The sequence below is a fragment of the Pseudohongiella acticola genome, from assembly GCF_001758195.1.
Classification (GTDB): Bacteria; Pseudomonadota; Gammaproteobacteria; order Pseudomonadales; family Pseudohongiellaceae; genus Pseudohongiella; species Pseudohongiella acticola.
In genome coordinates this window covers 1-26,593 of sequence record NZ_MASR01000001.1, presented here as the reverse complement: position 1 = coordinate 26,593, position 26,593 = coordinate 1, and the positions used below count along the sequence as shown (strand labels likewise).

Below are 26,593 nucleotides of genomic sequence, written 5' to 3'. Positions count from 1 at the left end.
ACCTATTTTGTTTAAGCAGTAGTTCGCCGTGGCTTTTTATTAAGCCACGTAGATCGAATTGAATAGTAAATAGTACAAATTTATGCCCATCTGTGCCGAAACGCCTTGGTAGTCCGCTAGCCAATTTGTTTTTCCATACCTCTAGTTTTGAACTTAGAGATACTCATCAGTTTCTGATCCCAACGACACAGGGAGGGTCAAACAAGTTATCAGGCCTTGTACCAAATTTGAGCAAATCTCTACGCTGATACTCATCCGCAATGCTCTCCGCTAAATCCCTGACTGTAACCGGAATTCCTGAACAGACATTTATTGGCCCACACACATTCCCTAGGGCAACTTCAGCGATTTCTTTTCCAGCTTCCGAGACATCGATAAAGTCTCGAATCTGATTACCGCTGGTTAGCTCAGCAACCTCCCCTGCGCCTAGTTTGCGACGCAGATAGGGCACTAATCGTCTACTATCCTCGCCTTCCCCATACAAATAGAACAATCGACACCATGCGAATTCAATCGCTTGAGTAGAAAAAAACTGAGACAGCATATAATAAGCAGCGGCTTTAGAGGCCGCATACGGCGTCAAAGGCTTTAGTAGCGTATCTACAGAAAGATATCCAGCACTCAGGTCGTACTCAAAACAGGTGCCTGCACCGATGAATCTACGTACACCGGCGTTTTTCGCAGCGCTACTCATTGCCAATGTTCCTTTTAAACAATCAATATTTTTAATAGACTGCAAGTAGGACCCTGGCTCGGCATACCATGCCAAATGAATAACGGTATCAATTCCAGTCAATTCGTCCGCCCACCAATCTTCAGTTTCAGCGAATAGATCATCGGTTTGAATGATTTTCTCAATGTTTTTCTGACAAAAGAGCAAATCCTGTTTTCCTTTGCGCACTACAACAGTCAGACGCGTATCACGCAGTGACAAGTATTTCATAACTTGGCGCCCTACAAACCCTGTGGCGCCAGTTACCAAAACCCTATTGCTCATTCGAACCTCAAACCTGGCACGGACGTAACGAACTTTGTTCCTTGAGCTCGCAAGTCAGAATTTTGCTCCTTAACCTCAACCGCAATATTCCAAGGCAGCACGAGGACATAGTCTGGCGAATATTCTTTTAACTCGCTGGGAGGAAGAATAGGAATATGACTCCCTGGCATGAATTTCCCCTGTTTCGATGCAGCAGCATCACAAACAAAAGGAACCAGATCAGGAGTCACACCGGCATAATTGAGAAGAGTATTACCTTTTGCCGCAGCACCATATGCCGCGACTTTTTTTCCAGCTCGCTTCTGATCAAGTAGAAAACTTAGAAGATCGTTTTTTACTTTGTTCGCCCTGGCCTGAAAGCACTCATACGTTTCGATTTTCTGCAATCCAGCTTGTTCTTCTGCAGTCAGGATCGTTGCTATATTGCTCGATGTATCGCGCATATCATCAGTATGACAGCCATACACTCGAAGACTTCCGCCATGGGTGGTGAGTTCTTCAACGTCAAAAATGCGTAAACCCGAAGCGTTGAAAATTCGTTCGACAGTGTAGAGCGACAAATACGAAAAATGCTCATGATAGATTGTATCAAACTGATTTTGCTCAATCAGGCGCATCAAGTGCGGAAACTCCAGCGTGATTGTGCCACCCGGTTTAAGCGCTGCCTTCAGGCCACCTGTAAAATCGTTAATATCGGGCACATGGGCGTAGACATTATTGCCGATGATCAGATCAGCTTGTTGTTGAGATGCGGCCAGCCTTTTGCCGAGTGCCTCCCCAAAAAATTCTCGTAACACCGGGATGCCCAGTTCCTCTGCTGCAGCTGCAGTACTCGCAGTTGGTTCGATGCCTATACAGGGGATCCCAGCACTCACAAAGTTTTTAAGCAGGTAGCCATCATTCGAAGCAACCTCTAGCACCGTGCTGTCAGGTCCCAGTCCCAGCTTAGGAATAATCGTTGTCACAAAAGTGGCTGCATGCGCGAGCCATCCGCTGGACGTACTTGAAAAATAGGCATAGTCAGGGCTGAACAGTTCATCCGCGTCTGCATAATCTTCTGTCTGTGCGAGCCAGCAATTCGTGCAGATTTTTACTCGCAACGGATAGTGTTTTTCTGGTTTGCTCAAGTCAGCCTGAGTCAAATAGGCATTAGAAGGAGGCGCAAACCCGAGATCTACAAACGTATGCTGCAGCGGTTCTGAGCAGTGTCGACAGTTCAAACCTTTACTCCATCAAAAGTTGGGTCAATCAAATTGTGGCCAGCGTCTCTAGCAGAGAGTTCGGTTATATCTTGCGGCCAATGAATAGCCAGTCTCGGATCCTGAGCACTCAATCCTGCTTCGGCATCAGGGTGGTAGGCTGCACTGTGGCAGTACAACAGCGAGACATTATCGCTCAGCGTCTGAAAGCCATGCGCAAAGCCCTCGGGTATCAGTAACGCACGTCGGTTTTCAGCAGAGAGTATCTCTGCATGCCATTGCAGATAGGTTGGCGAGTCAGTACGGAGATCAACGGCAACATCCCATATTTCGCCTTGAAGGCAGGAGACCAGTTTGATCTCAGCGTGCGGCGGTATCTGGTAGTGCATGCCACGCACAGTGCCGCGCCGCGCAGTATGGGTGTGATTAATTTGGACGACGGGTGCGCTCCATCCGGCGGCAGACAATTCGTTTGTACAAAAAATTCTTGATAAAAAACCACGGCTGTCACCCATCTGCTGACGCTCAATCAGCTTCAACCCGTCAAGGGGAAGGTTCTTTATATCAAACCGACTCATAAGCCAGACTCATAAGCATCGATATCGGCCTCACACAGACTGAGTGCCTCAGCACCCTTAAACTGATCACGATACCAGTCCATCGTGCGCGAGACTGCATCCGTCAAGTTCCATTGTGGGTTCAGGCCCAATGTTGCACGCGCCTTCCCTGTTTCAAGTGATAACCAGCCCGCTTCATGAGGGCCAGCGTTGCCTTCTCCGAACCTAACCGCTCCTTGGCCGAAGGCATCTCGGGCGACCTCGATAACGTGGCGCACAGTAGCAGCTTCATGTGAGGGTGGGCCGAAGTTAAACGCACCGGCCAGTTCAGGTTGATGCCAGAGCTTTTCAGCCAGAGTCAAATAGCCAAACAGTGGCTCCAGCACATGTTGCCATGGCCTGATAGCATCAGGCCTGCGAATATCAAGAGCCTCGTCGGATTGCCAGGCTCGCACTGCGTCCGGAATCAGTCGATCCTCTGACCAGTCACCACCGCCAATGACATTACCTGCACGAGCGCTGGCAACAGCCAGACCTTGTTGCTTCAGGAATGCATCGCGGTAACTGGCGATTACTATTTCACTGGCTGCTTTGCTGGCGCTGTATGGGTCATGACCGCCTAGCGTATCGGTCTCCCGGTACGGATAGCACCATTCGTTATTGGCATAAACTTTGTCGGTGGTCACCATCACGGCGACCCTCGCAGTGCTCAGTCCGCGCAAGGCATCAAGGACATGTGTGGTTCCCATCACATTGGTGTCAAAAGTCGTCACGGGATCGTCATAGCTGGCACGCACCAGAGGCTGGGCAGCCAGATGAAATACAATTTCCGGATCTACCCTACGAACGATTTTATCGATCGCTTCACGGTCACGAACGTCACAGAACTGGCTATCCATGCCTTCAGATAGCTTTGCTAACTCAAATAAATTTGGAGACGTATTCGGAGCTAATGCTATTCCGGAGATCTCAGCTCCCATTCGCTGTAACCATAAGGCTAACCAGCTTCCTTTAAAACCGGTGTGTCCGGTAAGCAGAACGCGCTTACCAAACCAGAAGTCAGATTTCTCAGTCACGACCAGGTTTTCCATGGTGCTGCACCACTTGCCCATAGCTCCTCAAGATGGTTTTTATCGCGGAGAGTATCCATTGGCTGCCAGAACCCTTTGTGCTCAAAAGCCATCATTTGCTGCATCCTGGCCAGCTGAGTTAGCGGCGCCCCTTCCCAGCTGGTTTGGTCATTCTCGATCAGGGACAAACAACCTGGAGACAAAACGAAGAACCCACCATTGATGAGTCCACCATCTCCCCGTGGTTTTTCAACAAAATCTGTTACCTGAGAGCCATCGCGTTCCAGGGCGCCATAGCGACCCGGAGGCTGCACTGCAGTCACTGTGGCAAGTTTTCCGTGTTGCTTGTGAAATTCAATTGCAGCGCTGATATTGACGTCGCTGACTCCATCACCGTAGGTAAAACAAAAAGCATCTTCGTGTTCAATATAGGGGGCTACGCGCTTCAAGCGACCGCCGGTCAACGTCGAATCCCCGGTATCAACCAGTGTCACCTTCCACGGTTCTGCTTTCTGGTTGTGGACTTCCATTTTATTGTCAACCATATCGATGGTGACATCTGACATATGAAGAAAGTAATTGGCGAAGTATTCCTTGATGACATAACCTTTGTACCCGCAGCAGATTACGAACTCATTCACGCCATGCGCAGAATACATCTTCATGATATGCCATAAAATCGGCTTCCCGCCGATCTCAATCATGGGTTTTGGCTTCAGATGCGTTTCTTCGGAAATACGCGTACCTAGCCCACCCGCAAGTATGACAGCTTTCATAGACGGGCCCCGAACAGAATCCTGTATCCGCAGCAAGGGTTTATCACGCACTCGTTCATGAGTTCACTCCTGTGTCACTGACACTGAATAACCATTGGTCCGCAACAGAGCTTGCTTCTTGGCTTCTGCCAGGTCATGAGCTGCCATTTCGGCAATCATTTCATCTAGTGAAATTTCTGGCACCCAACCAAGTTTGCCCTCGGCCCTGCTGGCATCCCCCACTAAAGACTCCACTTCCGTAGGCCTGAAGTAGCGCGGATCTATACGTATGATAGCGTTACCATTCCAGTATCCAACTTCATCCAGGCCTGAACCTTGCCAGCTAATGTCCATACCAAGCGCAACGGCGGTCTTTTCTATGAACTGCCTTACGCTGTATTGCACGCCGGTCGCGATGACGAAGTCTTCTGCTTGCTCTTGCTGAAGCATCATCCATTGCATGCGCACATAATCCTTGGCATGCCCCCAATCTCTTAAGGCATCCAGGTTGCCCATATAAAGGCTTTGCTCCAACCCCTGACTGATATTGGCCAGGCCTCGGGTAATTTTTCGGGTTACAAAGGTTTCACCACGGCGCGGACTTTCGTGATTAAAAAGAATACCGTTGCAGGCATACATACCATACGCTTCACGATAGTTCACGGTAATCCAGTAGGCATAGAGCTTGGCGACCGCGTAAGGGCTACGTGGATAAAAAGGTGTGGTCTCACGCTGCGGTGTTTCCTGAACCAGGCCATATAGTTCCGAGGTTGACGCCTGGTAGAACCGTGTCTTTTTCTCCATGCCTAGAATACGAATGGCTTCCAGAAGTCGCAATGTACCCAAGCCATCGACGTCAGCGGTGTATTCCGGGCTTTCAAAACTTACGGCTACATGGCTTTGCGCAGCCAGATTATAAATTTCGTCAGGCTGGGTTTCCTGGATAATGCGGATCAGATTGCTGGTGTCGGACAGGTCCCCGTAGTGGAGTTTGAAACGGGCATTGTCCACATGCGGATCCTGATAAACATGATCAACACGTTGTGTATTAAATGAGCTGGCCCGGCGTTTAATGCCATGTACAATATAGTTTTTCTCAAGCAGAAACTCTGCAAGGTAACTTCCGTCCTGGCCAGTAATGCCGGTAATAAGAGCGGTTTTCTGAGTCATAAACTGTTGCTAGCTTTATTGGAAGATAAAAAGTCGTGATATGCCTCAGCCAGACCCTCAGCCAGGCCTACGCTGGCTTGCCAACCCAGTGTATTCAGACGAGTACTGTCCATCAGCTTTCGCGGCGCGCCGTTGGGCTTACTGGTATCAAATTCGATACGTCCTCTGTAGCCCACCACTTCACCTATCGATCTTGCCAGCGCAGCGATAGACACATCGTCGCCGCAGCCAACATTGATATGGCTAAGCATTGGCTGCGTAAACTGATCATAGGTGGTTTTGGGCAGTTGCATAACATGCACACTGGCCGCCGCCATATCATCGACGTATAAAAATTCGCGTTTGGGTGTACCGCTGCCCCAGATAGTTACCGATGCCGCATCGTTCACCTTTGCTTCGTGAAACCGGCGAATCAATGCGGGAATGACATGGGAATTCTCCGGATGGTAGTTGTCTCCGGGACCATACAGATTGGTTGGCATAACACTGCGGTAGTCAACACCATGGCTGTCGCCATATTGTCTATTGTAGCTTTCGCATAATTTGATGCCGGCGATCTTGGCAATTGCGTACGGCTCGTTCGTCGGTTCCAAACGCCCCGTCAATAGCGATTCCTCATGCATGGGCTGCTCTGCAAGTCTGGGATAGATGCAACTTGAGCCCAGAAACAGTAATTTTTTCACACCATGAACGAAAGCGGCATGAATGACATTGGCTTCAATCATCAGGTTCTGATAAATAAAGTCGGCTGGGTAGGTATTATTGGCGTGTATGCCGCCGACCTTTGCCGCGGCCAGGTACACTTGATCGGGCCGTTCAGTCTGGAAAAACTCCATGACTTGCTGCTGGTTCGTGAGATCAAGCTCTGCGTGGGTGCGTTTAACCACAGCGTTCTGGCTTTGCGATTGCAGCGCACGAACAATTGCCGACCCCACCATACCGCGATGGCCTGCCACATAGATTTTTTGATTTGAGCTATGTTGAGCCACAGATGTTAACTTGCAGGTTTGTTTTGTAAAGTCATGAATTTTCGCCGGAGGTAAACCAAAGTAAGGGCCAGTAAACCGCCAATCATGATTCCGACCATGACAATATTTGAGCGACTCGGTGCAGCCTTTTGATCGGGAACCATCGCCGGATCGATGACCTGAAACACATATTCATCACGCACATCCGCCAACATCGTTACGCGTGTTTGTGACTCAATCAGCTGATAAAACACGCGCTGCATATCAACCAGTTGCGTTTGCTCCAGTTGCGCACGCAGGTACGCGATAGCACGGTTGGCTTCGCTGACATCCTGGGTTCTAACATGCGTATTGATGGCAGCGACCAGTTCATTGACCCATTCCGCCGCTTCAACCGGGTTATGCCAGTTCATGGCAATGGTCACGATGCCGGTAGTACGGTCAGGTCCACCGATAGACAGCATACCGGTAAACGCCCGATACGCTTCCTGATCGGACGGTGGTCCTCCAGCCGTCCAGGTCTGAGTTGTTGGATTATAAACTTCTTCATCAATCACGCTTTCACCGGTCGTTTTATCCCAACGGCCGGCAAACAGCGGCACCAGCAGATCATTTTCTTCGATAAAGCGTCCGATGAACTGCCGCGATCGCAACGTGGCGATAGCGGTGCTGATATCGTCACCGGCAGTACCGCCAACGTTGACACCCAGCAATGCGGCCGCCCCACCCAATTGCGACGCCAGCCCGCTCATATTCTGTTCGCTATCCGCTGGCGCCAGCACCGCTTCAGCCCGATAGATATCCGTCTGCATCAGCGCATAAATGACCGAGCCAATGGCAAAAATTGCAGTCACGCCGATGATCAGCCACTTCTCTGCCCACACGATGCCGAACAGCTCGCGCAGGTCTATTTCATCTTCTTCAAACTGCGGATAGGTTTGGGACGAATAGGATTGCGGGGAAGCGCTTGTTGCTTGCTGGTGTGTGCCGGTTGTGTTGTCCTGATTGTCCATCAGTTACCCACCCTTTCAACCGCCAACAACGTCGTAGAGATATTAAACAGAATCTGGGAAATGCTGGTCCAGGTTTGTAAGTAATTCGGCCGATAGGTGTCAAATGGCACAATAATGCTGTCACCAGGATTGATCTGCGAACGCTCCTGGAAGAACCAGCGGGCGCCGCCGTAGGAAACCACTTCACCACTGGCTTTTATGATGTACACACTACCTCGGTCGGCCTCCTGTGTGTAACCACCACTGCTGCCGATATAGTCAGCCACCGACATGCTGCGATCGAACAGGTGCGAAGTGGGTCGGTGAACTTCGCCGATAACGGTAACTTCCTGTTGGGTGCGGGGGATCAACAGTTCGTCGCCATTGCGCAGGATGGGGTCTTCTGCGGACCCCGCCTGCCCGGCCAGTATGTCCGGCAGACTGATGACCAATCGGCCGGTGGCGGTAACGTTGCTGACACGTTCCAGCAAATCCAGTACTTCGAGGTTGCCGGTGGCGCCGTTCTCGCCGTCGGCCTGCAGGCGACGGGTGACCACGTCACGCTCCAACTGGTCACGGAACTCTTCCAGCAGGCGCTGCTCATTCTCACGCAGCTCTTCGCGCAGGAAGATGGCGGCTCGCGGATCGGCGTAGCTGGTCAGGCCACCGGCGCGTTGCAGCAACGTACTGATGGTGTCGTTTTTGGTGATGGAATAGGTACCGGGCGAGTTCACTTCGCCGCCGATATACACAGTTTCGTATTCTGTCCAATTGGGCATCTGGCGAATGACCAGCTGATCAAAGGGTGATAACTGAAACCCGCGCCCTATCAGTCCGGGTGTTTGCAGATCGAGTTCCACGTGGGCGATTTCACGTCCAATGGCCGGGTCGGCATCAAAGCGGGTGATCTCGGCAGTGGACGCATCAGCGCTTTCATTCAGGCCGCCGGCCATGTCAATCAGGGCATCCACGGTCAGGTTTTGAGTCAGCGGATAGTCACCGGGGAAGCGCACCTGGCCATTGACGCTGACAACCTGTGTCGGTTGTCCGGTAGTGGCCTGGGTGCGCAGTTGTTCCAGCGTGTCTTCCAGCAGCTCTTCACGTGGCTCATTGGCGTTCAACACGATGATCTCGTCCAGTTCGCGTAGCGTCACTGACTGTTCGGTGCTCAGGGTTTGCGGGTTCAGGCCATGGCGCTCAACAGTGATGTTGCCACGCTGGTCAATGCGGCGCTCCAGCAGCACGTGTTCCAGTTCACTGTTGGCCTGCAGGCCGCCGGCAAAGCGGATGGCGGCGCCCAGGGTCATGTTCCGTACCAGCGGATATTCACCGGGGAAACGGACGTTACCGCTGACCTCGACCACCAGTGGCGGATTCTCGAAACTGGCCTGCTCGTACAGCCGGTCCAGCAACGTGCGCAATTGCACCTGGCGGTTCTGGCTGGCACCAAAAGTATGCAGCTGGTCGCGAGGTTGCAGCACCAGATCATCGGCAGAGCCGGGGTTATTGATGGCGGCGCCCAGGTTGACGTAGATCAGTTCGATACGACGGGTGGGCTGCACTTCGCGCGCGATCAGCGCGTACTCCAGATCCGGATTGGGCAACATGGCACCAACGCTGGGCAGTACATCACTGACCCGGAGACCTTGACGCCACTGGAAACCACCGGGGCGTTGCACGTGGCCTTCCAGCAGCACCACACTTTCCAGTTGATCCATGACCGAGTGGATCTGGATGACGTCACCGTCGGCCAGTGGCGGCGTATTGTTGGTATTGCTGAGATTGACGTCGATCAGCGTGCGTTCGCCGCGCTCATTGATGCGTTCGATACGGGAGGCGGCGGGGAATGCGGTCGGCGTGAGGCCACCGGACAGCGCCAGAATATCAGCGGCGCTGGTTTCATCCTTGAGTTCGTAGATGGCCGGACGGCGCACTTCGCCGGCAATGCCGACAGTACGGCCGACCGGAGGAATAAAGATGACATCACCTGGTTGCAGGCGGGCATCGCCACTGGTGTCACCGCGCAGCAGCAGGTCGTACAGATCGAGTTCGGTGACCAGGTTGCCGCTGCGCATCAGGCGGATGTTTCTCAGCGAGCCAACGGTGGTGACGCCGCCACTGACGAACAGGGCATTGGTCATGGTGCTCAGTGAGCTGACGGTGTAGGAGCCGGGGCGCCAGGCTTCGCCAAGCACAAACACGTTGATGGAGCGCAGTGGACCCATAGTGATGGAAGCATTTTGTCCGATCAGCTGGTTGGCGACGATGTTCTGCAGTTGCGCGCGCATGTCTTCGAAACTGAGCCCGCTGACATTAACGGGGCCGACTTCGGGGAACATGAGCTGGCCTTCGCGGCTGACCACCAGTTCGTGGGTGACGTTGCGCTGGCCGTACAGCTGCATGATGACGGTGTCACCGGGGCCGACGATATAGGTGCTGGGCACGGGGATATTGGTGGCTGGTGCGAAGGTGGTCGGGGTACCGGCGAACAGATCGTAACCAAAAGGTTCCAGTGGCTGTTCAAAGCGCTGACGCTGCTGTTCGATTCGTAATGGGTCGCGTGGCTGCTGCTGGAACTGGGGCCAGGGGTTGACCAGCAGCAGTTCGGATTCCTGTTGGCTGGGATTTTGCTGCGCTTGATTGGGGCGCTGATTCTGCCAGATCTGGTTTTGCTGCTGGTTTTGCTGGTCCTGATTTTGTTGGTACTGATTTTGTTGGTACTGGCCTTGCTGGTTCTGTTGATACTGGTTTTGCTGGCCCTGGTATTGCTGAGTCTGGTCTGGCTGCTGATTTTGCTGCGGGCTCGTTTGTTGCTGACGTTGGTACTGCATGGAGCGCTGGGCATTCTGGCCCTGGTTAACCTGAGGGCGCCCTTCATTGGCATCTCTGGGCATCACCACCTGAGGATTGTCGATGGGCTGCTGATTGACGCTGCCACTGCCCATCTGTTGTTCGATCAACTGCCGGCGCTCTTCTTCGGACAGGTTTTGCAGCTGCTGGATTTGCTGCGGGGTCAGCGTGACGCCCTGTGCCAGGGCTGTGGAGGCGCTTAGTGTCGCGAGACCTGTCAGCAGGGCCAGTAGTATCCACCGGGCCAGACGGCCATGTTTGTAATCAGTCATAGTGTGGCTTTTTCTGGTGTTTTATAAAGGGGTCTATTTTGCATAGTTTTCAGCCATTTGTCCCGCCATTTGGCCCGAAAATGTGGGGTCGGACACGCTACCGCCCTACCCGTGCATTTCTGCGGCATCTTGGTGGACTATATATGGCGATTTATGGGGACGGAGGAGATACTTTTTGATCAAAAAGTATCTCCTCCGTCCCCATAAATCGCGCTCTAGCCTGTCCGGGCCAGCGCGGTGGCGGGTATCGCCACGGATTGCTGGCTGTGCAGGATGTTCATTAACACAATGATGCGGTCGTCGGATGTCACTGCCTTGACGATGGCTTCAATGTGTTTGAAGCAGCCGTCGGTGACGACCACGCGTTGTCCGGGTTTGTACAGGGCTTCGGGCTCGATTTGCTGCACAAAGCGGTTTTGGAGCGCGTCGATCAGATCCTGAGTTACCTGATGGGGACGGCCGTTGAAGCTGACCAGCCGGCTGATACCCCGTGTGGCATGCAGTGCGCGCCAGTCGCTGTCGTCGTCCAGCTGGATAAAGAGATAACCGGGGAACAGGGCTTCAATGCTGGTCTGATATTGGCCGCGGCGTACACGTTTGACGCGGTGCACGGGGGCGTAGAACTCAAAACCCTGGTTGGCCAGGTGCATTTGCGCGCGGTTTTGCTGCCGGGCTTTGCATTGCAGCAGGTACCAGGCTTTGCTGTTCTGTTTTTGCAGGTGTTGCTCGGCATTGCTGTGGTTCATTCCGTTGACTCCAGCTCTTTTTGTATTTCTTCTATTTCCAGTTTCAACGCGTCGTACTCGGCGATTTTCCGCTTCAGGAACTGGGAGGTGGTGCGTGCTTTGTCTTCCATGCCCGAGGGAGTCAGCACATACAGGTAGCGCTGCTTCTGGCTGCTTTTACCGAAGTTTTTCGCCTTGATCATGCCTTTTTCGATCAGCGCCTGCAGGCAATAGTTGACTTTGCCCAGACTGACGCCGAGTTCACGGGCCAGCTCGCGCTGACTGATATCAGGCTTTGCCTGCAGTGCTTTGAGGATCCGGTACCTGGCGTCGTCTGTCAGCATTGTTTTTATTCTGCCGGCTGAGTTGCAATTACAGAGCGTTCATTTGCTGAACAGTCTAAAACGCATGGTCCCCGGTGGCAATAGAGAATGGGGACGGAGGGAATACTTTTTGATCAGTCTCTGCGCTATTGATCAAAAAGTATTCCCTCCGTCCCCATAACCGTCCCCCAAAATCCCCATAAACACAGGCACCAGCTTCTTGTTGCCGAATTCTGACAGATGGTCTTCGTCGTAATACAGCGGCCGGCCGTTTTCACTGCCATAGCAGCGCTCGCTGTCACACAGAGCGGGCGTGGGGTCCAACACCTGCACGCCGCATTGCTGCACGGCAACATCCTGCGCTCGCCAGACGGCGGCGTGGCGTTCCTGGTAATCGGCACGGCTGATACTGACCTCACTGGGGCGATTGAGCAACTGACGGCGGGCCATGGTGCGTGGTACATCCACCTGCATTTCCGGGATCGGTCGCAGCAGATAGACCGGCCTCTGCTCGGCAAAGTGGCAGGCGGTGGCAATTAGATCCTGGCTGTATTGTTCCGTCAGCTGTGCACTGGGTCGGGACTGGGGCCGTTGGTAATAAACCAGTGGTCGCCGGAAATCGCTGTTCTCTGCTACTGCGCTGCCCAGCGGGTAGACGCTGCTGCGGTTGACGATGATCACGGGAATGCTAGCAGGCAACGTCTGCATTTGATCGCGCAGGAATTGATTAAAGGCGCGGCAGCCATCGGTATTGTTGACGCTGTTGCCGTCCTGCAAGGTTGCGCAGCTGTTGTATCCGCTGGCCCGGACGCCGGCATTTGGGTTCGCAACATCAGTTGCTGAGGTTGCAAGTTGCGCCGCGCGAGCAACGGCAGTGAAGATGGCGCCGGCGTGGCTGTCACCGATCACAATGGCCCGAATGTCGTCGCCGCCATACTGACACCAGGGGAAATCGAAACCGTTGCGAGCCAGGCACTGCCCTCGCCTGCTGTCATAGTTCTGCGCCTCGGCCGCGGCGATCTCCACATCAGGTGCCAGTCGGCCGGGAATTCCCTGTTGCTGATAGATCAATATCGCCGGTGTCAGTGTACCCAGCATGATCAATGCAAGCACCAGACCTGGTCTAGTGCTGCTGCGCGTGGGGTTTTCAATCAGGCGCCAGGAGAACAGTCCGAGTCCGATCGCAACGGCCATACCAACGATGATGGCGAATACATTATTGGCCATGCCGATGAAGGCCAGCGCGACAAATACGGGCCAGTGCCACAAATAAATGGAGTACGAGCTGAGCCCCAGATAATGCAGTGGGGCAAGCTGCATCCAGGCCGATTGTCGGGCAATCATCAGGATCAGCGCAGTGCCGACGACTGGGGCGATGGCAAAGAGTCCTGGCCAGACTGTGGCGGCATCCACCGTCACGGCTGTTCCCAGAATCAGTACCAGACCCAGAGCGCTGACTCGACGCGGATATCGTTGCGCGATGCTGACAAACCGGTACTGACTGCAAAGAAACACGGCGGCGCCGGATAGAAGTTGCCAGGCACGGCTCTGTAACAGAAAGAAGGCGCTGTCGGGGCTGTTGTATGCCAGCCAGGCTGAACGCGCCAGGGAAATCAGCAGCGCGGTGGCAATAACCAAAAGCAGAGGGCGTTGGCCGGGCCTGAATCGCCAGACCAGCAGGATGAGTAGCGGCAATAGCAGATAAAACTGTGCTTCCACAGCCAGCGACCAGGTATGCAGCAGCCAGTTGTCGTGGGACGCCGGAGCAAAATAACCGGCGTCGCGCTGGAAGCGGATATTGGCGATAAAACTCAGGGCGTAGACACTGTTGGAGGCCAGTTCGCGGTAATCGCTTTGCGGCAGCGACCACCAGCCAATCACCAGCAATGTGCAGATGAGCGCGGCCATTGCTGGCACAATCCGTTTGGCACGGGCCAGATAAAAGCGCCCCAGCCCGAATGTTTGCGCCTGCAGGCGGGTGACGATGACCGCCGCCATCAGGTAGCCAGAAATGACAAAAAACACATCAACGCCAATAAAGCCGCCGCTGAATCCGGGCACCCGGAAGTGAAACAGCAGCACCAGCAGCACTGCCAGCGCGCGCAGCGCATTTATGTCGTATCTGAAACCTGTGTCTGCTGAAGGTGCCATCCCTGCCCCTGATGCCAAGAATGGGGACGGAGGGAATACTTTTTGACCACTGATCAAAAAGTATTCCCTCCGTCCCCATAAACATATGTTTAAGGGTTGTTATACTACCTGCATGAGACTGTTTCTGACATCCGCATTGTTGATTTCCCTCACCGCCTGCCTGAGCACGCGGCCGGCCAATCCTGGCAATGTCTGCGACATGTTTGAGGAGCGTCGGTCCTGGTATCGGGCCGCCGAGCGCACTGAGGAACGCTGGGGGGTGCCGGTGCCGGTCACCATGGCCTTCATCAATCAGGAGTCGGGCTTTCACGCGCGGGCCCGGCCGCAGCGCACTCGCCTGCTGGGTTTTATTCCGTGGACCCGCCCCTCAACGGCGCGTGGTTATGCGCAGGCGCTAAACACGACCTGGGATGAGTACCGGCGCGAAACCGGCAATATGCTGGCTCGGCGCAGCAATTTTGGTGACGCAGTGGACTTTGTCGGTTGGTACAACCAACACAGTTACCGCCGCAACCAGATCCAGCGCGATGATGCCCGCAATCTATATCTTGCCTATCACGAAGGCCATACCGGCTTTAATCGTGGTAGCTACCGCGACAAAGCCTGGCTGATGCCGGTCGCCGAGCGCGTGCAGCAGCACGCCAATCGTTACCAGCAACAGTACGCTGTGTGCCGCAACGAGTTGAGCAAAAGCTGGATCCGCCGGGTGCTGGGCTGGTAGCTTTTATGGGGACGGTTTTATGGGGACGGAGTGAATACTTTTTAGCCAATGATCAAAAAATATTCACTCCGTCCCCATAAAAACCGGCGCCGCATTGTCTATACTCTTTGAAGAAATGCACTTAGCAAAAGGAGTTTGCTATGCCCAGACGTGCGCGTCACTACGTGGCGGGAATGCCATATCACATTGTTCAACGCGGCAATAATCGTCAGCGCTGTTTTCTGCAAGATGCTGACTATTCCTTTTACCTCAAACAGTGGCGGATTAATGCCAGCATCTATGATGTGCATGTCCATGCGTATTGTTTGATGAGCAATCATGTGCATTTTCTTCTGACACCGTATCGCGATGACGGTGTCTCCTGGGTTACCCGTATTGTTGGCAGCAATTATGCCCGCTACATCAATCAAAAATATAACCGCACCGGCACGCTGTGGGAGGGACGTCATCGCGCCAGTCTGGTGCAGACCCAGCGGTATTTCCTGACCTGCCAGCGCTACATAGAACTCAATCCAGTGCGCGCCTCAATCGTGACAGACCCCGAGCACTACAGGTGGTCGAGCTTCAAGGAAAATGCGCTCGGTGCTGACGGATGGATGCAACCCCATACAGAGTTTCTCGCGCTGGGTGAATCTGCTGTGGCACGGCGTGAAGCTTACCTCCGCCTATTTAATAAACCTGTCAGTAAGCATCAATTGACATTGATTCGCAGCGCTGCACATTGTTGTCAGCCCGTGGCCGACAACCGGTACAAGAAAGTACTAAAGAAAAAATATGGCCTAATAATTGGTCGACTGCGACCCGGCCAACCACGCAAGACAAAGTATGGGGACGGAGTGAATATTTTTTAGTCAATGATCAAAAAGTATTCACTCCGTCCCCATTCTTTAGCAGGTCGATGAGGCCCTGCTCATCGATGACTTTGACGCCCAGCTCATTGGCTTTGTCGAGCTTGGAGCCGGCGCCGGGTCCGGCTACGACTACGCTGGTTTTTTTCGATACACTGCCTGACACTTTGGCGCCCAGTGCCTGCAGCGCGGTGCGCGCTTCATCACGGGTCATGGTTTCCAGCGTGCCGGTAAGCACCCAGGTTTCGCCGGCCAGCTCGTCGGAGACCGTCTGCGCCTCATGCTCTGGCCACTGCACGCCGCGCTCGCGCAGTTGGGCAATAACCTTGTCATTCTCCTGATTGGCAAAAAAGTGTGCGATGTGTTCTGCCATTATTGGACCAACATCAGACACCTGCACCAGCGCCTCAGTATCGGCCGCCATCAGTTGCTCCAGACTGCCGAAATGCGTGGCCAGCGATAGCGCCGTCGCCTCACCAACTTCGCGAATGCCAAGCCCATATAACAGGCGTGGCAAACTGGTGGTTTTGGCTTTCTCAATCGCCGTCAGCAGGTTATCAGCTGACTTGTCACCCATCCGCTCCAGGCTAAGCAATTCATCTTTGGTTAACGTGAACACATCCGCCACGGTGCTGACCATGTCGGCATCTACCAGTTGCTCCACCAGTTTTTCACCCAGGCCTTCAATATCCAGCGCGGTGCGTGAGCAGAAATGCCGCAATGACTCTTTGCGCTGCGCCGGGCAGATAAGACCACCGGTGCAGCGATACAGTACCTCTCCGTCTTTCTCCACGGGTGAGTCACAGGCCGGGCAGTTTTGCAGCATGGTTATAGCAACAGAGTCGGACTGCTGGTTTTCGTCCCCTGCTATGACTGACACGATCTTGGGAATGACGTCGCCGGCGCGGCGCAGAATGACGCGATCACCAATGTGCAGCCCGAGCCGCTCAATCTCGTCCATGTTGTGCAGAGTGGCATTGCTGACGGTGACCCCGCCGACAAACACCGGCTCCAGCCGCGCCACGGGTGTTATTGTGCCGGTGCGGCCGACCTGGAACTCGACATCGCGCACGACAGTCGACGCCTCTTCCGCCGGAAACTTGTAAGCCATTGCCCAGCGCGGGGTGCGCGCATTGCTGCCCAGTTCGTTTTGCAGGCGTAGGTCGTCGACCTTGATAACTGCCCCGTCAATTTCATAATCCAGTTTGTCGCGTTTGCCCAGCAACTGACTGGCGTATTCCAGGCAGGCCTGATAACCGGACACTACCGCGCGCTCGGGGTTCAAGGGCAGGCCCCAACGGCCGAGCAATTCCAGGATGCCGCTGTGGCTGACAGGAATGGAAAGAATGGGGACGGAGGAGATACTTTCGCCCGCGGAAGTATCTCCTCCGTCCCCATTCTTTTCCGTCTCCATAACTGCGCCGATAACTGCAGAGTAAGTGAAAAAGCGCAGTGGACGGGTGGCGGCGATGCGCGGATCCAGTTGACGCAGGGCACCGGAAGCGGCGTTGCGGGGATTAACAAAGGTTCGGCCATCTTCGCTGTTTTCGGCGGCGGTGTTCATGGCGGCGAAGCCGGACCGGGTCATGTAGATTTCGCCGCGCACTTCCAGGCGATCTGGAGTCTCATCTGTCGCCAGCCGGAGCGGAATGCTGCCGATGGTGCGAACGTTGTGGGTAATGTCTTCACCAGTGACGCCATCACCGCGAGTGGCCGCACGCACAAGAAGACCCTGTTCATACAGCAGACTGACCGCCACACCGTCGATCTTGGGTTCACAACTGTAAACCGGCGGGGCGGCGTCTTCGTCCTCAATCTCCAGGCGCTTTAGAATGCGAGCCTCAAAATCTGCCAGATCGGTGTCATTAAACACCTTGGCCAGGGACATCATCGGCACGTCATGCTTCACCTGAGCGAAACCGGACAAAGGTTTGTCGCCAACTCGCTGCGTTGGGGAGTCAGGTGTCAGTAAATCCGGATAGGCGGTTTCCAGTTCGACCAGACGATCAAACAGTTTGTCGTAGTCGACGTCCGGTATCGCCGGCGCGCTGAACTGGTGGTAGAGGGAATTGTGGTGGTTGATCTGACGACGCAGGCTGGCCATTTCGTCGATGACCTTCTTTTTCATCGCGGGGTCCTGCGTCACCGGTTGTTGAGGGATGTCAGCCATGATGGTGGGCGCTTAGCGTGAGCGGGCGTTTTTTAATTCCTGTAACTCGAAGTCACGGATACGCTGGCGATAATGTTCCACCGTCTGCGCCGTCATCACAGAGCGATTGTCATCTTTCAGCTCTGCGTCCAGCGCCCCTTGTACTTTGCGAGCGGTTGCCAGCATCTGCTCAAAGGCCACCATGTTATTGACCACATTGGGCAGGGTCATGAAGAAACAGACACCCAGCGTAGCAAATTCACTGATCCGGTTAAGATCAAAAGTGCCCGGGTTCAGCGCATTGGCAACGCTGAACATGACTGGCCCGTTTCTACGGCCGCCGACCTTGTCTGTATGGTAATGAAAAATCGACATCTCGCCAAACTTCAGGCCACTGCTCATCAACACTGGCAACAGGTCGTCGCCGTGCATTTCAGTGCCCGGGCGCGCCATCACATTGATCACCAACACCTCACTGTAACCCGGCGGTTCCTGTTCGTGGCCTTCGCCCTGCTCTTCTTCGTTATAGTAGGCGTCTTCATCGCTGTTGGCGTCGCCCAGATCAAGCTGACTCTGAGTGAGTGGCGCGCTGGTATTGCCTTCGGCAGCGCCAGGTCTCTCCTGCTCACGCACCGCAGACACACCATCATCGTCGTCAAAGTAGTCCTCGACATCATCAACGGGTGCTGCCGCATTTTGCTCGGCCTGTTCGCGTGCCTGCCGTTTTTCGGCCTTGGCCAGCTTCTTGCGGGCTTTCTTGTCTGCTTTTCGGTTTCGTTCGGCCTCATCATCGGCGACCGGCTCTACTTCTGTTTTAGCAACGGCCTCTTTACTACCGGCCTGGGTTTTGCTGCTTCCCAGCCGGCTGAAGGCACCACCGGCCCAGGACATGAATCGTTTGGAAGCGGTCTCCTGTTGCTCTTCCAGGGCGGCGATGCGGCGCTCGCGATCGTCGTCATCAAACAGCACGTCTATCTCATCATTGCCGCGTGCGGCAAAGGAATCCTGTTCATCCGGCTGTGGATTCGGATCGGCTATAGTTTCATCATCAAAATCTGGCATATCATCCTCGACCGAATGCGGGTCGGACTGCGAATCAGTGTTCGGGTTTTGGGTTGTTTCTATGTTGCCTGGGCTGTCATCCGAATCAGCATCAGGGCTTTCATCCAGGTCCTCATCCCGAGTGCGGTCTTGTTCATCAGTTTCGTCTTCGCCGGCGGTGTAGTCGAACAGCGGATCATCATTGCCATAATGGACTGGCTCTGGTTCTGGTTCTGGTTCAGGTTTGAGCTCGGATTCTGGCTCCTGTGCCATCATGTCCCAGGTCAGCACTGGCTCAGGCAATTCGCCGGCCTGCCGCACGGTCGGCGCTGGCGTTTCCGGTGCCACGGATTTTTGCAGCAGTTCGTCCAGCACGTCGTCCAGTTCGTCGTCATTGCGTGGACGGCGGTCGACGACACTGACATCGGCTAATGAATCGTGCGGGCTGTCATACAGGCCTTCATTCGGACTGTCATAAGCGCTGTCGTCATCACCATCTGTGCTGTCATCGTCCACATCGGTGTTATAGACGTCGTCGTCCATGGCATCGGGTTGATAGCCGTCATTGCGCTCGTCTTGGGTGTCGAGTTCATCCTGCTCTTCGAAAGCGTCGGTGTCATCGATGTCCTTGACGGCGACAAAACTGAATACCGCTTCAGAGGTCTCTTCAGCGTCGGCTGGCTCTTCTTCCGCTGAAGGCTCTTCATCCGCTGAGGGCTCTTTATCCGCTAAAGGCTCTTCCTTCGCTAAAGGCTCTTCCTTCGCTGAGGGCTCTTCCTCTGCTGAGGGCTCCTTATACGCGGAGGGCTCTTCCGTCGCTAAAGTCTTTTCCATCTCTTCGGGTTCTGACAACATTTCTTCGTCAAAATTTCCGTCGCCGACGTTGACCAGGGGTTCTTCGTCAAACAAGAGGGTTTCATCTTCGACCAGCTCACGTTCGTAGCTGGCCGGATCGTCGTTATCTTCATGCCGGGGCTGAGGCGTTACGCCCTGTTGTGCATTGAGACCTTCATCTATCAACAGAGGATCGTCGTGATGCTCGGTCTCTTCAGCCTCCGGGATGCTTTGCACCGCCGCGGCTGTCGGGGCTGTGCGACTGGCGGATCGGGACAGATTGGTTTTCAGGCCCCGGGCGCCGGGGCGCAGCGTAGACGGTTTGCCGCTGGCGGTTGCATTGGCTTTGGCCGCATGCGCGGAATTCTGACGCTGCACTTCGGCGAAGGAGCGGCCGACCATACGCGCGCCGCCGTTGGGCAATTCGCGCATTTCCAGCTCGTCCAGGTCGTATTCGGGAATATTCTTTTCCAGCGCGATCTTTATCTGCCCGCGACGGGAACGCAATGCCACATACAGGCCTCGCAGTACCACGACCACGATAGCCAGAATCAGTATAAGAATCAGCAGTTCCCGTAAACCCATTGTTTACTGTTTCCTAACAAGTTAATAGTTGGCGAAGTATGGGGACGGAGGGAATACTTTTTGAGCACTGATCAAAAAGTATTCCCTCCGTCCCCATACTTCCCTGCAAAACCGGCATTTCCGCCATCTGCCCGCCATGGAAGGCGGTAATGCCAGGAATGCAGGAGCAATTCCTGGCCCTGGCGGTCTCGCCGGTTTTTGCTCCTGCAAAACCGGCATTTCCGCCATCCCTGGCGGTCACATCGCCGCCAGTTCGGCGGCCTCTTCTATATCTACTGCCACAATACGGGAGACGCCCGGCTCATGCATGGTGACACCCAGCAATTGATTGGCGATCTCCATGGTGAGTTTGTTGTGCGTGATGAACACAAACTGCACGGTGTCGGACATTTCTTTTACCAGTCGACCATAACGCCCTACGTTGGCATCATCAAGCGGCGCGTCAACCTCGTCCAGCATACAGAACGGTGACGGGTTGAGCCGGAAGATGGAGAACACCAGCGCGATCGCGGTCATTGCCTTCTCGCCGCCTGACAGCAAGTGGATGGTGCTGTTGCGCTTGCCCGGAGGCCGCGCCATGATGGCAACACCGGTGTCGAGCAGGTCTTCGCCAGTCATGTCCAGGTAGGCATGACCACCGCCAAAGACTTTGGGGAACAGCTCCTGCAGGCCGGCATTGATCTTGTCGAAGGTCTCTTTGAAACGGGTACGGGTTTCCCGGTCGATCTTGCGGATGGCGTTTTCCAGAGTGGCCAGCGCCCGGTCCAGATCATCGTTCTGGGCATCCAGATACACTTTGCGCTCGGACTGCTGCTCGTATTCTTCAATCGCCGCCAGGTTGATGGCGCCAAGACGCTGCACACGATTACCGATGGCTTCCAGCTCATCTTCGCAGCTCTGCTGAGTCAGGTCGTCAGGCAGATTGCCCAGCACCGTGTCCAGATCGTAGCGCGCCTCTTTCAGCTGCTCGGACAGGGCTTCACGCTTGACCAGATCACCTTCGGTTTTCAGGCGATTTTCCATTAGCTGCTCACGCAGCCCGCCTGCCTTGCGTTCGAAACCGGCCCGCTCCTGCTCCAGCGCGCGCAACTGGTGTTCATTTTCGTCGGCAGCCTTTTTCGCTGCATTCATTTTGTCTTCCACTTCCAGCCGGTTCTGCAGCAGGGTCTCCAGTTCAGTGCGCTTGCCTTCCAGAGGCATGTCAGACTCGTTGAGCTGATTCTCGATGGACTCGATACGTTCTTTGGCGCGCTGTACCTGAGTGTTCATGCGCGACATGGTTTCGCGCAGCGAGTTGATCTGCGAGCGCAACAACTGTTCACGCACACTCAATTGGTGGCTGTGATCCTTGTCGTGACGGGCCTGCTGACGAATCTGATCGAGACTGCCACGCAGCGAGTCGCGCTGTTGCATCAGGGTTTCGCGACGCTCAATGTCCTGCTCCATAGCGTCCAGCGCGTTCTGCAGATTTTCCCGCGAGCGGGCAATGTTCTCCTGCTCCACTTCCAGCTGCTTCTCCAGCTCTTCCAGCTCATGCTGCAGGCGCTGGCGGCGCTGGGTGGTCTGTTCTTCCTTCATGATCTTGGCGCTGAGGCGGGATTTCAGCTCGCTGTATTCACGGCTGACCTGGGCAATCTCGCGCTGCACGTTTTCACGTTCGGCTTCCAGATCGCGCAATGCATCGCGGCTGGCCTGCTGGTTCTCCAGCAGCTCGTCAGCCTGTTCCTGCAAAATCTCCATCTGCTCGCCAAGACGGCTCATTTCGCCTTTACGGGCCAGCAACCCTTCGCTGGCATCAACGGATTTACGCACCCGTATCCAGTTGCGGCCCAGCCACAGGCCCTGCGCCGTGACCACAGAGTCTGAACCGGTCAGTGCTTTGCGCGCAGACAGTGCCTGCTCCAGTGATTCGGCGACATAGATGCCCTGCAGCAATGGGCTGACATCAAAGTCGGCGGTAATTTTGTCGCTGAGCGGAGTTAATCGGGACGACAAGTATGGGGACGGAGGAGATACTTTCTCAGAAAGTATCTCCTCCGTCCCCATACTTGTCGCGTCCCCATTCTTTTCCGTTTCCAGCAGCGACAGCATGCCCGATGGCAATTCCGCCAGAGCTGCGGCCACTGAATCCAGAGCATCCACACACACGGCTTGCAGGGTATCGCCCAGCACCGCTTCCACGGCCGGCTCCCAGCCAGCTGCGACCTTTATACGTTCGCCCAGGCGTGTGCCCTGATCCAGGGACTTGTCCGCCAGCCAGCGATTGAGTTTGTCGTCGGTCTGCCCCAGCGCTGACTTCTGCAGCGCATCCAGCGAGGCAAACTGGCCCTTCTGGCGCTGCAGTTCGCTGCGTGCCTGATCCAGCTCATTGCCCAGTTGCTGGCCTTTGCCGCGTTCCTGTTCAATCTGTGAGGCCAGCTCAGAATTGCGCGTTTGCTTGCTGTCGAGCTGATCTTCCATGGCGGTGATCTGCACGGACAACTCGTCGATGGCATCCTGCTCCGGGTTTTCGCCCAGGCCCTGTCGCTCTTCTCGCAGTCGGGTGCGCCGCTCTACCCCACGCTCGACAATTTTTTCCAGCTGCTGAATGCGTGACTGCTCAACCTCGGCCAGTTGCCGGGGTTCTTCCGAACGCTGGCTGAACTCATCCCAGGTCTGCTGCCATTGCTGCATCTGTTCTTCAGATTCTTCCAGCTTGATGGCGGACTCTTCCTGCGCGTGTTCGGCCAGTTCCAGTTCGGGCTCAAGAACGGTGAGTTCTTCTTCCAGCGACGCCATTTTTTGCACGTCGGCTTGAGCCTCACTTTGTGACTGCTGAAAGCTGCGCTGGTTCTCGTCCAGATCCTGGCGCAGCTGTTTCATGCGCTCGATGTGGTGCTCAATCGACTGCTCAATACGGGCGATATCGCCACCCAGGCTGTAGTAGCGACCCTGCACTTCGCTGAGGTCATCATTCAGATCCGTGTGCTTGAGCAGCAATTCTTCGTGCCTGGCGTCCAGGCCGCGCTGGTCGGCGACCACGGATTCAATCTGCAGCTCCAGCTCTTTGATCACGCCCTGCTTGGACTGCACTTCGGTGTCCAGCGCGCGCCATCGCAAAGCGTCATACTGTGCTTTAAGATCACGCTCCTGTGCCTTGTATTCTTTGTATTTTTCCGCCGCCTGCGCCTGACGATGTAGATGTGCCAACTGACGCGTGAGCTCGTCGCGGATGTCGGTGAGACGCTCCATGTTTTCGCGCGTGCGCTTGATACGATTCTCGGTGTCGCGGCGACGCTCCTTGTATTTGGAGATGCCGGCGGCTTCTTCAATGAAGATGCGCAGCTCTTCGGGCTTGGACTCGATCAGGCGCGAAACCATGCCCTGCTCGATGATTGAGTAGCTGCGCGGGCCCAGACCGGTGCCCAGAAAAATATCGGTAATGTCACGACGACGACACTTGGTGCCGTTTAACATGTACATGTTGGTGCCGTCGCGGGAGACCTTACGCTTGATGGAGATTTCCGCGAAGCTGGCGTATTCGCCCTTGATGCGGTTGTCGCTGTTATCGAAGACCAGTTCGATGCTGGCCTGACCCACCGGTTTGCGATTGCCCGAGCCGTTAAAAATAACGTCGGTCATGTTCTCGCCGCGCAGGTTTTTGGCAGAGCTTTCGCCCATGACCCAGCGCACGGCATCGATGATGTTGGATTTACCGCAACCATTGGGGCCGACGACCGCTGCCAGATTGCTGGGGAAATTGACCGTTGTGGGATCCACAAAGGATTTAAAGCCAGCCAGTTTGATACTTTTTAAACGCATTTAGGGGTCTGCCAACGATCCATTGTTTGATGTTCTGCCAAAGGACGGAAGTGTAGCTGATTTTTGCCGGTAGCGTACACCCGCTTATGCCGCTTATGGAGACGGAACGATACGCTTATGGGGACGGAGGATATACTTTTTTCAAAAAGTATATCCTCCGTCCCCATAAGCGCGTCCCATCAGGAAAAAGTATTGCCTCCGTCCCCTTTAGCCGTGGTAGGCTTTTGCCGCTTACCAACAGGGAGATTGTCATGCGTTTGTTGTCTGTGTTCGTGCTTGCTGCTGCCGCTGTTTCAGCGATCCCCGCTCAGGCGCAGCAGCCGTTTGGCTGGATTGGTAACGGCCACACCAGTGCCTACAGTCTGGGGGCCGGCGAACTGGAGCTCAGCGGCAACCTGCTGCTGGTGGATGACAGCATTGACGTATTCAATTTCCGCGACAAGATACTGGCCGGTAACAGTCGGTTGATCGACAACAGTGGCGACCTTGACGGCTGGCGTGGCGAACTGAGGCTGGGCGTTGGTCGCGGCCTGGAACTGTTCTACCGACAACAGGATCAGGAGTTGACCCTGAAAGTTCGCGAACCGGTCAGTGCCAGTATCCTTGACCTTAGCCAGGGACTGAACACCCGCAGCACCGACTGGGGCGCCAAGTGGGTATTCTTTGAAAGCACCTCCATTGACCAGACCCGACCCTGGACCAGCGCTGCGCTTGAAGTCATGAAGGTGGAGAATGTCAGCGATGATTTTGATGGTTTCCTGGAAAGTTTCCAGTTCAGCGCCAATACAAACATACGCTTTGAGCCACCTCAACGCTTTGCCATGGACCGACTGCGCGACGACGGCTGGCGGGCAAGGCTGATTCTGACGCATCCGATCACCCCCAATATCGCCGTCAGTGCCTGGGCCGGTTATGGCAAGTCGGACTCATCATCCGGCACAAGCACCGAAATTGACCTGCAGTTTCTGCGCGACCAGTTTCTGCAGACCTTTGACCTGGAAGAGAACTACCTGCTGATGGGGGCCAGCGTGAACTGGCAAGTGCTGCCGCGACTGCCGATGCAGGCCGGTTATGAATACATTCGCATCAACGCCCGCCGGCAGGATATCAACAGCAGCGACAGTAGCCTGATCCCGTCCTTCCTCCGTGGTACCGATCTGGGCAACACCGCAACCGTCAATCATGCCTTTTACGCCAACGTTAACTGGTGGCTGACACCGCAGGTACACCTGGGCCTCGGCGGCAAGCTGTTTGCCAATCAATTTGTTGGCATCATGCCCCATTACAACAACCCACTCAGCGGCAGTTTTTCCGAGACCCTATACGGGTATGCCGAGCTGAAACTGGGTATTCGTTTTTCCCTGGCGGAAATGATCAACCGTCGCTAGGAATCCATATTCGCAAAAATTGTCATTAATAATGATTTTTCAGGCAAAAAAATTGACTATACAACTGTAACTGTGTGTGCTTTCGGTGCTAGACTCTTGACCTAACGCACTGATTGTACTGACTATGGCCATTGAAGGCTGAGTTACTGTACACCCCCTATCTGATTAAACCAGATTAAGATATTGACGCAACACGCTGATCACTAATTATTTTATATACACAAAGCTGCTCTTAGAGGGATCCTTAATGAAAAATACCAGCCGTTACAAGACGCGCCTGAGCCAAGTGGTCATTGCGGGCGTTATATCCGGATTTGGCGTTTATGCCAACGCAAATGATTTCACCATTGTCTCGAGTGGCACGCAGGGGCAATTTACGCTCAGTAACGGCTCGGGGTATTCCACCTCGGCGCAGGTAGACGCAACGGGCACAGTCGGCACGATTAACAACATCCCGTTGACTGATAACTTTGGTATTCCCAACTTTGCCTTCACCCTGGGCAATTCAGTCGGCGCGACCAACAAAACGCATACCTTTAAAGTCGGTGTTTCCATCTCCGAGGTCGGCACTAACCGTCGCCTGGAGGCCTACATTGCGACACTGAATTTGACGGTCAACGGCACCACGGTTACTGGCGATATTCCGGTTCAGAACCTGACCGTGCTGGCACGGGCCGGCTCACTGAACGCAACCACCACACTTAACAACACCAATGCCAATGGCCCCTACGCCATCAGCGGCGGCGGCATCAGCTTCAGTGGTTCCAACCTGGTCAACGGCCTGCTGCCTGATTCACTGTTCACCAACATTCTGGGTGAGTTCAATACCGGCGGCAACACGTACGATTACAGCATCGTTATTGAAGAAACCACTGGCGCACCCAAAGCACGCTTTGGTATTGATACCGGTGCCTTTACTTCGTTCACCGCAGCGACGCCACCCAATACGGTCTTTGACCTGAACGGCAATCAGCTGGAAGCAAACTTTGGCGCAGGCTCCTACCGCGTCAATGGCCGCTTCACTACCGCAGCAGCCGGCAGCGGCGCCGGTGGCGGTGACGCGCCTCCGGGCCAGGTGGCCACAGAAACGGTTGAAAGCACCGGCACCACTGCCGCTGCAGCCAATAACGCCATCGTCAATGGTACGGCCGAAGAAGCACAAAGCGCACTGAACACGGCGGCCAGCTCACTGGAAAC

The 26,593-nt window shown here is 54.7% G+C and carries 19 protein-coding genes; 4 read left to right on the top strand and 15 right to left on the bottom strand.

The features are described 5' to 3' along the window. Positions 1 to 166 precede the first annotated feature (166 nt). The 12 genes from PHACT_RS00095 to PHACT_RS00040 all read right to left on the bottom strand — a co-directional run bounded on the left by PHACT_RS00095 (position 167) and on the right by PHACT_RS00040 (position 14,029). Entirely contained in the window at positions 167 to 997 is an 831-nt protein-coding gene (locus PHACT_RS00095) for an NAD-dependent epimerase/dehydratase family protein (RefSeq protein WP_070115378.1), read from the bottom strand. Next, positions 994 to 2,217: a class I SAM-dependent methyltransferase gene (locus PHACT_RS00090; protein WP_070115377.1), complete on the bottom strand. Its 1,224-nt coding sequence runs from the start codon at positions 2,215 to 2,217 to the stop codon at positions 994 to 996. Before PHACT_RS00090 ends, PHACT_RS00095 begins: the two co-directional genes overlap by 4 nt. Further along, positions 2,214 to 2,774 (bottom strand): dTDP-4-dehydrorhamnose 3,5-epimerase, encoded by a 561-nt coding sequence (gene rfbC / locus PHACT_RS00085; RefSeq protein ID WP_070115376.1) that lies wholly within the window; start codon positions 2,772 to 2,774, stop codon positions 2,214 to 2,216. Before rfbC ends, PHACT_RS00090 begins: the two co-directional genes overlap by 4 nt. Beyond that, positions 2,771 to 3,844 carry a CDP-glucose 4,6-dehydratase gene (gene rfbG, locus PHACT_RS00080; RefSeq protein ID WP_070115375.1) on the bottom strand — a complete coding sequence of 358 codons (1,074 nt, stop codon included), beginning with the start codon at positions 3,842 to 3,844 and terminating at the stop codon, positions 2,771 to 2,773. The genes rfbC and rfbG overlap by 4 nt, the downstream gene beginning before the upstream one ends. Further along, the gene (gene rfbF, locus PHACT_RS00075; protein WP_070115374.1) at positions 3,826 to 4,599 is read right to left on the bottom strand and encodes a glucose-1-phosphate cytidylyltransferase; all 774 of its coding nucleotides are present in this window, start codon (positions 4,597 to 4,599) and stop codon (positions 3,826 to 3,828) included. The genes rfbG and rfbF overlap by 19 nt, the downstream gene beginning before the upstream one ends. A gap of 63 nt (positions 4,600 to 4,662) precedes the next feature. Continuing rightward, positions 4,663 to 5,748, bottom strand: coding sequence for a GDP-mannose 4,6-dehydratase (gene gmd / locus PHACT_RS00070; protein ID WP_070115373.1), 1,086 nt, complete (start codon positions 5,746 to 5,748; stop codon positions 4,663 to 4,665). Beyond that, positions 5,745 to 6,737, bottom strand: coding sequence for a GDP-L-fucose synthase (gene fcl / locus PHACT_RS00065; RefSeq protein WP_083264207.1), 993 nt, complete (start codon positions 6,735 to 6,737; stop codon positions 5,745 to 5,747). The genes gmd and fcl overlap by 4 nt, the downstream gene beginning before the upstream one ends. 5 nt (positions 6,738 to 6,742) lie before the next feature. Next, positions 6,743 to 7,729: a Wzz/FepE/Etk N-terminal domain-containing protein gene (locus tag PHACT_RS00060; RefSeq protein ID WP_070115371.1), complete on the bottom strand. Its 987-nt coding sequence runs from the start codon at positions 7,727 to 7,729 to the stop codon at positions 6,743 to 6,745. Continuing rightward, a complete protein-coding gene (locus PHACT_RS00055) occupies positions 7,729 to 10,830 on the bottom strand; it encodes an SLBB domain-containing protein (protein ID WP_070115370.1) in 3,102 nt (1,033 codons plus the stop codon). The genes PHACT_RS00060 and PHACT_RS00055 overlap by 1 nt, the downstream gene beginning before the upstream one ends. Positions 10,831 to 11,045: 215 nt before the next feature. Continuing rightward, positions 11,046 to 11,576 carry a transcription/translation regulatory transformer protein RfaH gene (gene rfaH, locus PHACT_RS00050; protein WP_070115369.1) on the bottom strand — a complete coding sequence of 177 codons (531 nt, stop codon included), beginning with the start codon at positions 11,574 to 11,576 and terminating at the stop codon, positions 11,046 to 11,048. Then, the gene (locus PHACT_RS00045; protein ID WP_070115368.1) at positions 11,573 to 11,899 is read right to left on the bottom strand and encodes a MarR family EPS-associated transcriptional regulator; all 327 of its coding nucleotides are present in this window, start codon (positions 11,897 to 11,899) and stop codon (positions 11,573 to 11,575) included. The genes rfaH and PHACT_RS00045 overlap by 4 nt, the downstream gene beginning before the upstream one ends. Positions 11,900 to 12,031: 132 nt before the next feature. Beyond that, positions 12,032 to 14,029, bottom strand: a complete 1,998-nt coding sequence (locus PHACT_RS00040; protein WP_070115367.1) for an acyltransferase family protein — start codon at positions 14,027 to 14,029, stop codon at positions 12,032 to 12,034. A gap of 112 nt (positions 14,030 to 14,141) precedes the next feature. Here PHACT_RS00040 and PHACT_RS00035 point away from each other — a divergent pair, with 112 nt between their 5' ends. Both PHACT_RS00035 and PHACT_RS00030 read left to right on the top strand, forming a co-directional pair. After that, positions 14,142 to 14,750 (top strand): transglycosylase SLT domain-containing protein, encoded by a 609-nt coding sequence (locus tag PHACT_RS00035; protein WP_070115366.1) that lies wholly within the window; start codon positions 14,142 to 14,144, stop codon positions 14,748 to 14,750. 140 nt (positions 14,751 to 14,890) lie between these two features. Continuing rightward, the gene (locus tag PHACT_RS00030; RefSeq protein WP_070115365.1) at positions 14,891 to 15,601 is read left to right on the top strand and encodes a transposase; all 711 of its coding nucleotides are present in this window, start codon (positions 14,891 to 14,893) and stop codon (positions 15,599 to 15,601) included. A 7-nt stretch (positions 15,602 to 15,608) separates the two neighbouring features. On the opposite strand, the gene ligA is transcribed toward PHACT_RS00030, so the two are convergent. From ligA to smc, 3 genes are all read right to left on the bottom strand, one after another. Beyond that, positions 15,609 to 17,768, bottom strand: coding sequence for an NAD-dependent DNA ligase LigA (gene ligA, locus PHACT_RS00025; protein ID WP_317622230.1), 2,160 nt, complete (start codon positions 17,766 to 17,768; stop codon positions 15,609 to 15,611). A 12-nt stretch (positions 17,769 to 17,780) separates the two neighbouring features. Next, positions 17,781 to 20,207, bottom strand: coding sequence for a cell division protein ZipA (zipA, locus tag PHACT_RS00020; RefSeq protein WP_070115363.1), 2,427 nt, complete (start codon positions 20,205 to 20,207; stop codon positions 17,781 to 17,783). 237 nt (positions 20,208 to 20,444) lie between these two features. Further along, entirely contained in the window at positions 20,445 to 24,008 is a 3,564-nt protein-coding gene (smc, locus tag PHACT_RS00015) for a chromosome segregation protein SMC (RefSeq protein WP_070115362.1), read from the bottom strand. 251 nt (positions 24,009 to 24,259) lie between these two features. On the opposite strand from smc, the gene PHACT_RS16285 reads away from it, so the two are divergent. Both PHACT_RS16285 and PHACT_RS00005 read left to right on the top strand, forming a co-directional pair. Continuing rightward, a complete protein-coding gene (locus tag PHACT_RS16285; RefSeq protein WP_070115361.1) occupies positions 24,260 to 25,396 on the top strand; it encodes a hypothetical protein in 1,137 nt (378 codons plus the stop codon). Between the two features lie 247 nt (positions 25,397 to 25,643). After that, positions 25,644 to 26,593 (top strand): hypothetical protein (locus tag PHACT_RS00005; protein WP_139141390.1); only part of this gene is annotated, 950 nt, incomplete at its 3' end.

Bases quoted from the DNA above. Each gene is read 5' to 3' on its own strand.
- smc (WP_070115362.1), bottom strand. From the start codon at position 24,008: ATGCGTTTAAAAAGTATCAAACTGGCTGGCTTTAAATCCTTTGTGGAT.
- PHACT_RS00045 (WP_070115368.1), bottom strand. From the start codon at position 11,899: ATGCTGACAGACGACGCCAGGTACCGGATCCTCAAAGCACTGCAGGCA.
- rfbG (WP_070115375.1), bottom strand. From the start codon at position 3,844: ATGGAAAACCTGGTCGTGACTGAGAAATCTGACTTCTGGTTTGGTAAG.
- PHACT_RS00030 (WP_070115365.1), top strand. From the start codon at position 14,891: ATGCCCAGACGTGCGCGTCACTACGTGGCGGGAATGCCATATCACATT.
- zipA (WP_070115363.1), bottom strand. From the start codon at position 20,207: ATGGGTTTACGGGAACTGCTGATTCTTATACTGATTCTGGCTATCGTG.
- ligA (WP_317622230.1), bottom strand. From the start codon at position 17,768: ATGGCTGACATCCCTCAACAACCGGTGACGCAGGACCCCGCGATGAAA.
- PHACT_RS00040 (WP_070115367.1), bottom strand. From the start codon at position 14,029: ATGGCACCTTCAGCAGACACAGGTTTCAGATACGACATAAATGCGCTG.
- PHACT_RS00055 (WP_070115370.1), bottom strand. From the start codon at position 10,830: ATGACTGATTACAAACATGGCCGTCTGGCCCGGTGGATACTACTGGCC.
- rfbC (WP_070115376.1), bottom strand. From the start codon at position 2,774: ATGAGTCGGTTTGATATAAAGAACCTTCCCCTTGACGGGTTGAAGCTG.
- PHACT_RS00060 (WP_070115371.1), bottom strand. From the start codon at position 7,729: ATGGACAATCAGGACAACACAACCGGCACACACCAGCAAGCAACAAGC.
- gmd (WP_070115373.1), bottom strand. From the start codon at position 5,748: ATGACTCAGAAAACCGCTCTTATTACCGGCATTACTGGCCAGGACGGA.
- PHACT_RS16285 (WP_070115361.1), top strand. From the start codon at position 24,260: ATGCGTTTGTTGTCTGTGTTCGTGCTTGCTGCTGCCGCTGTTTCAGCG.
- PHACT_RS00095 (WP_070115378.1), bottom strand. From the start codon at position 997: ATGAGCAATAGGGTTTTGGTAACTGGCGCCACAGGGTTTGTAGGGCGC.
- rfbF (WP_070115374.1), bottom strand. From the start codon at position 4,599: ATGAAAGCTGTCATACTTGCGGGTGGGCTAGGTACGCGTATTTCCGAA.
- PHACT_RS00035 (WP_070115366.1), top strand. From the start codon at position 14,142: ATGAGACTGTTTCTGACATCCGCATTGTTGATTTCCCTCACCGCCTGC.
- rfaH (WP_070115369.1), bottom strand. From the start codon at position 11,576: ATGAACCACAGCAATGCCGAGCAACACCTGCAAAAACAGAACAGCAAA.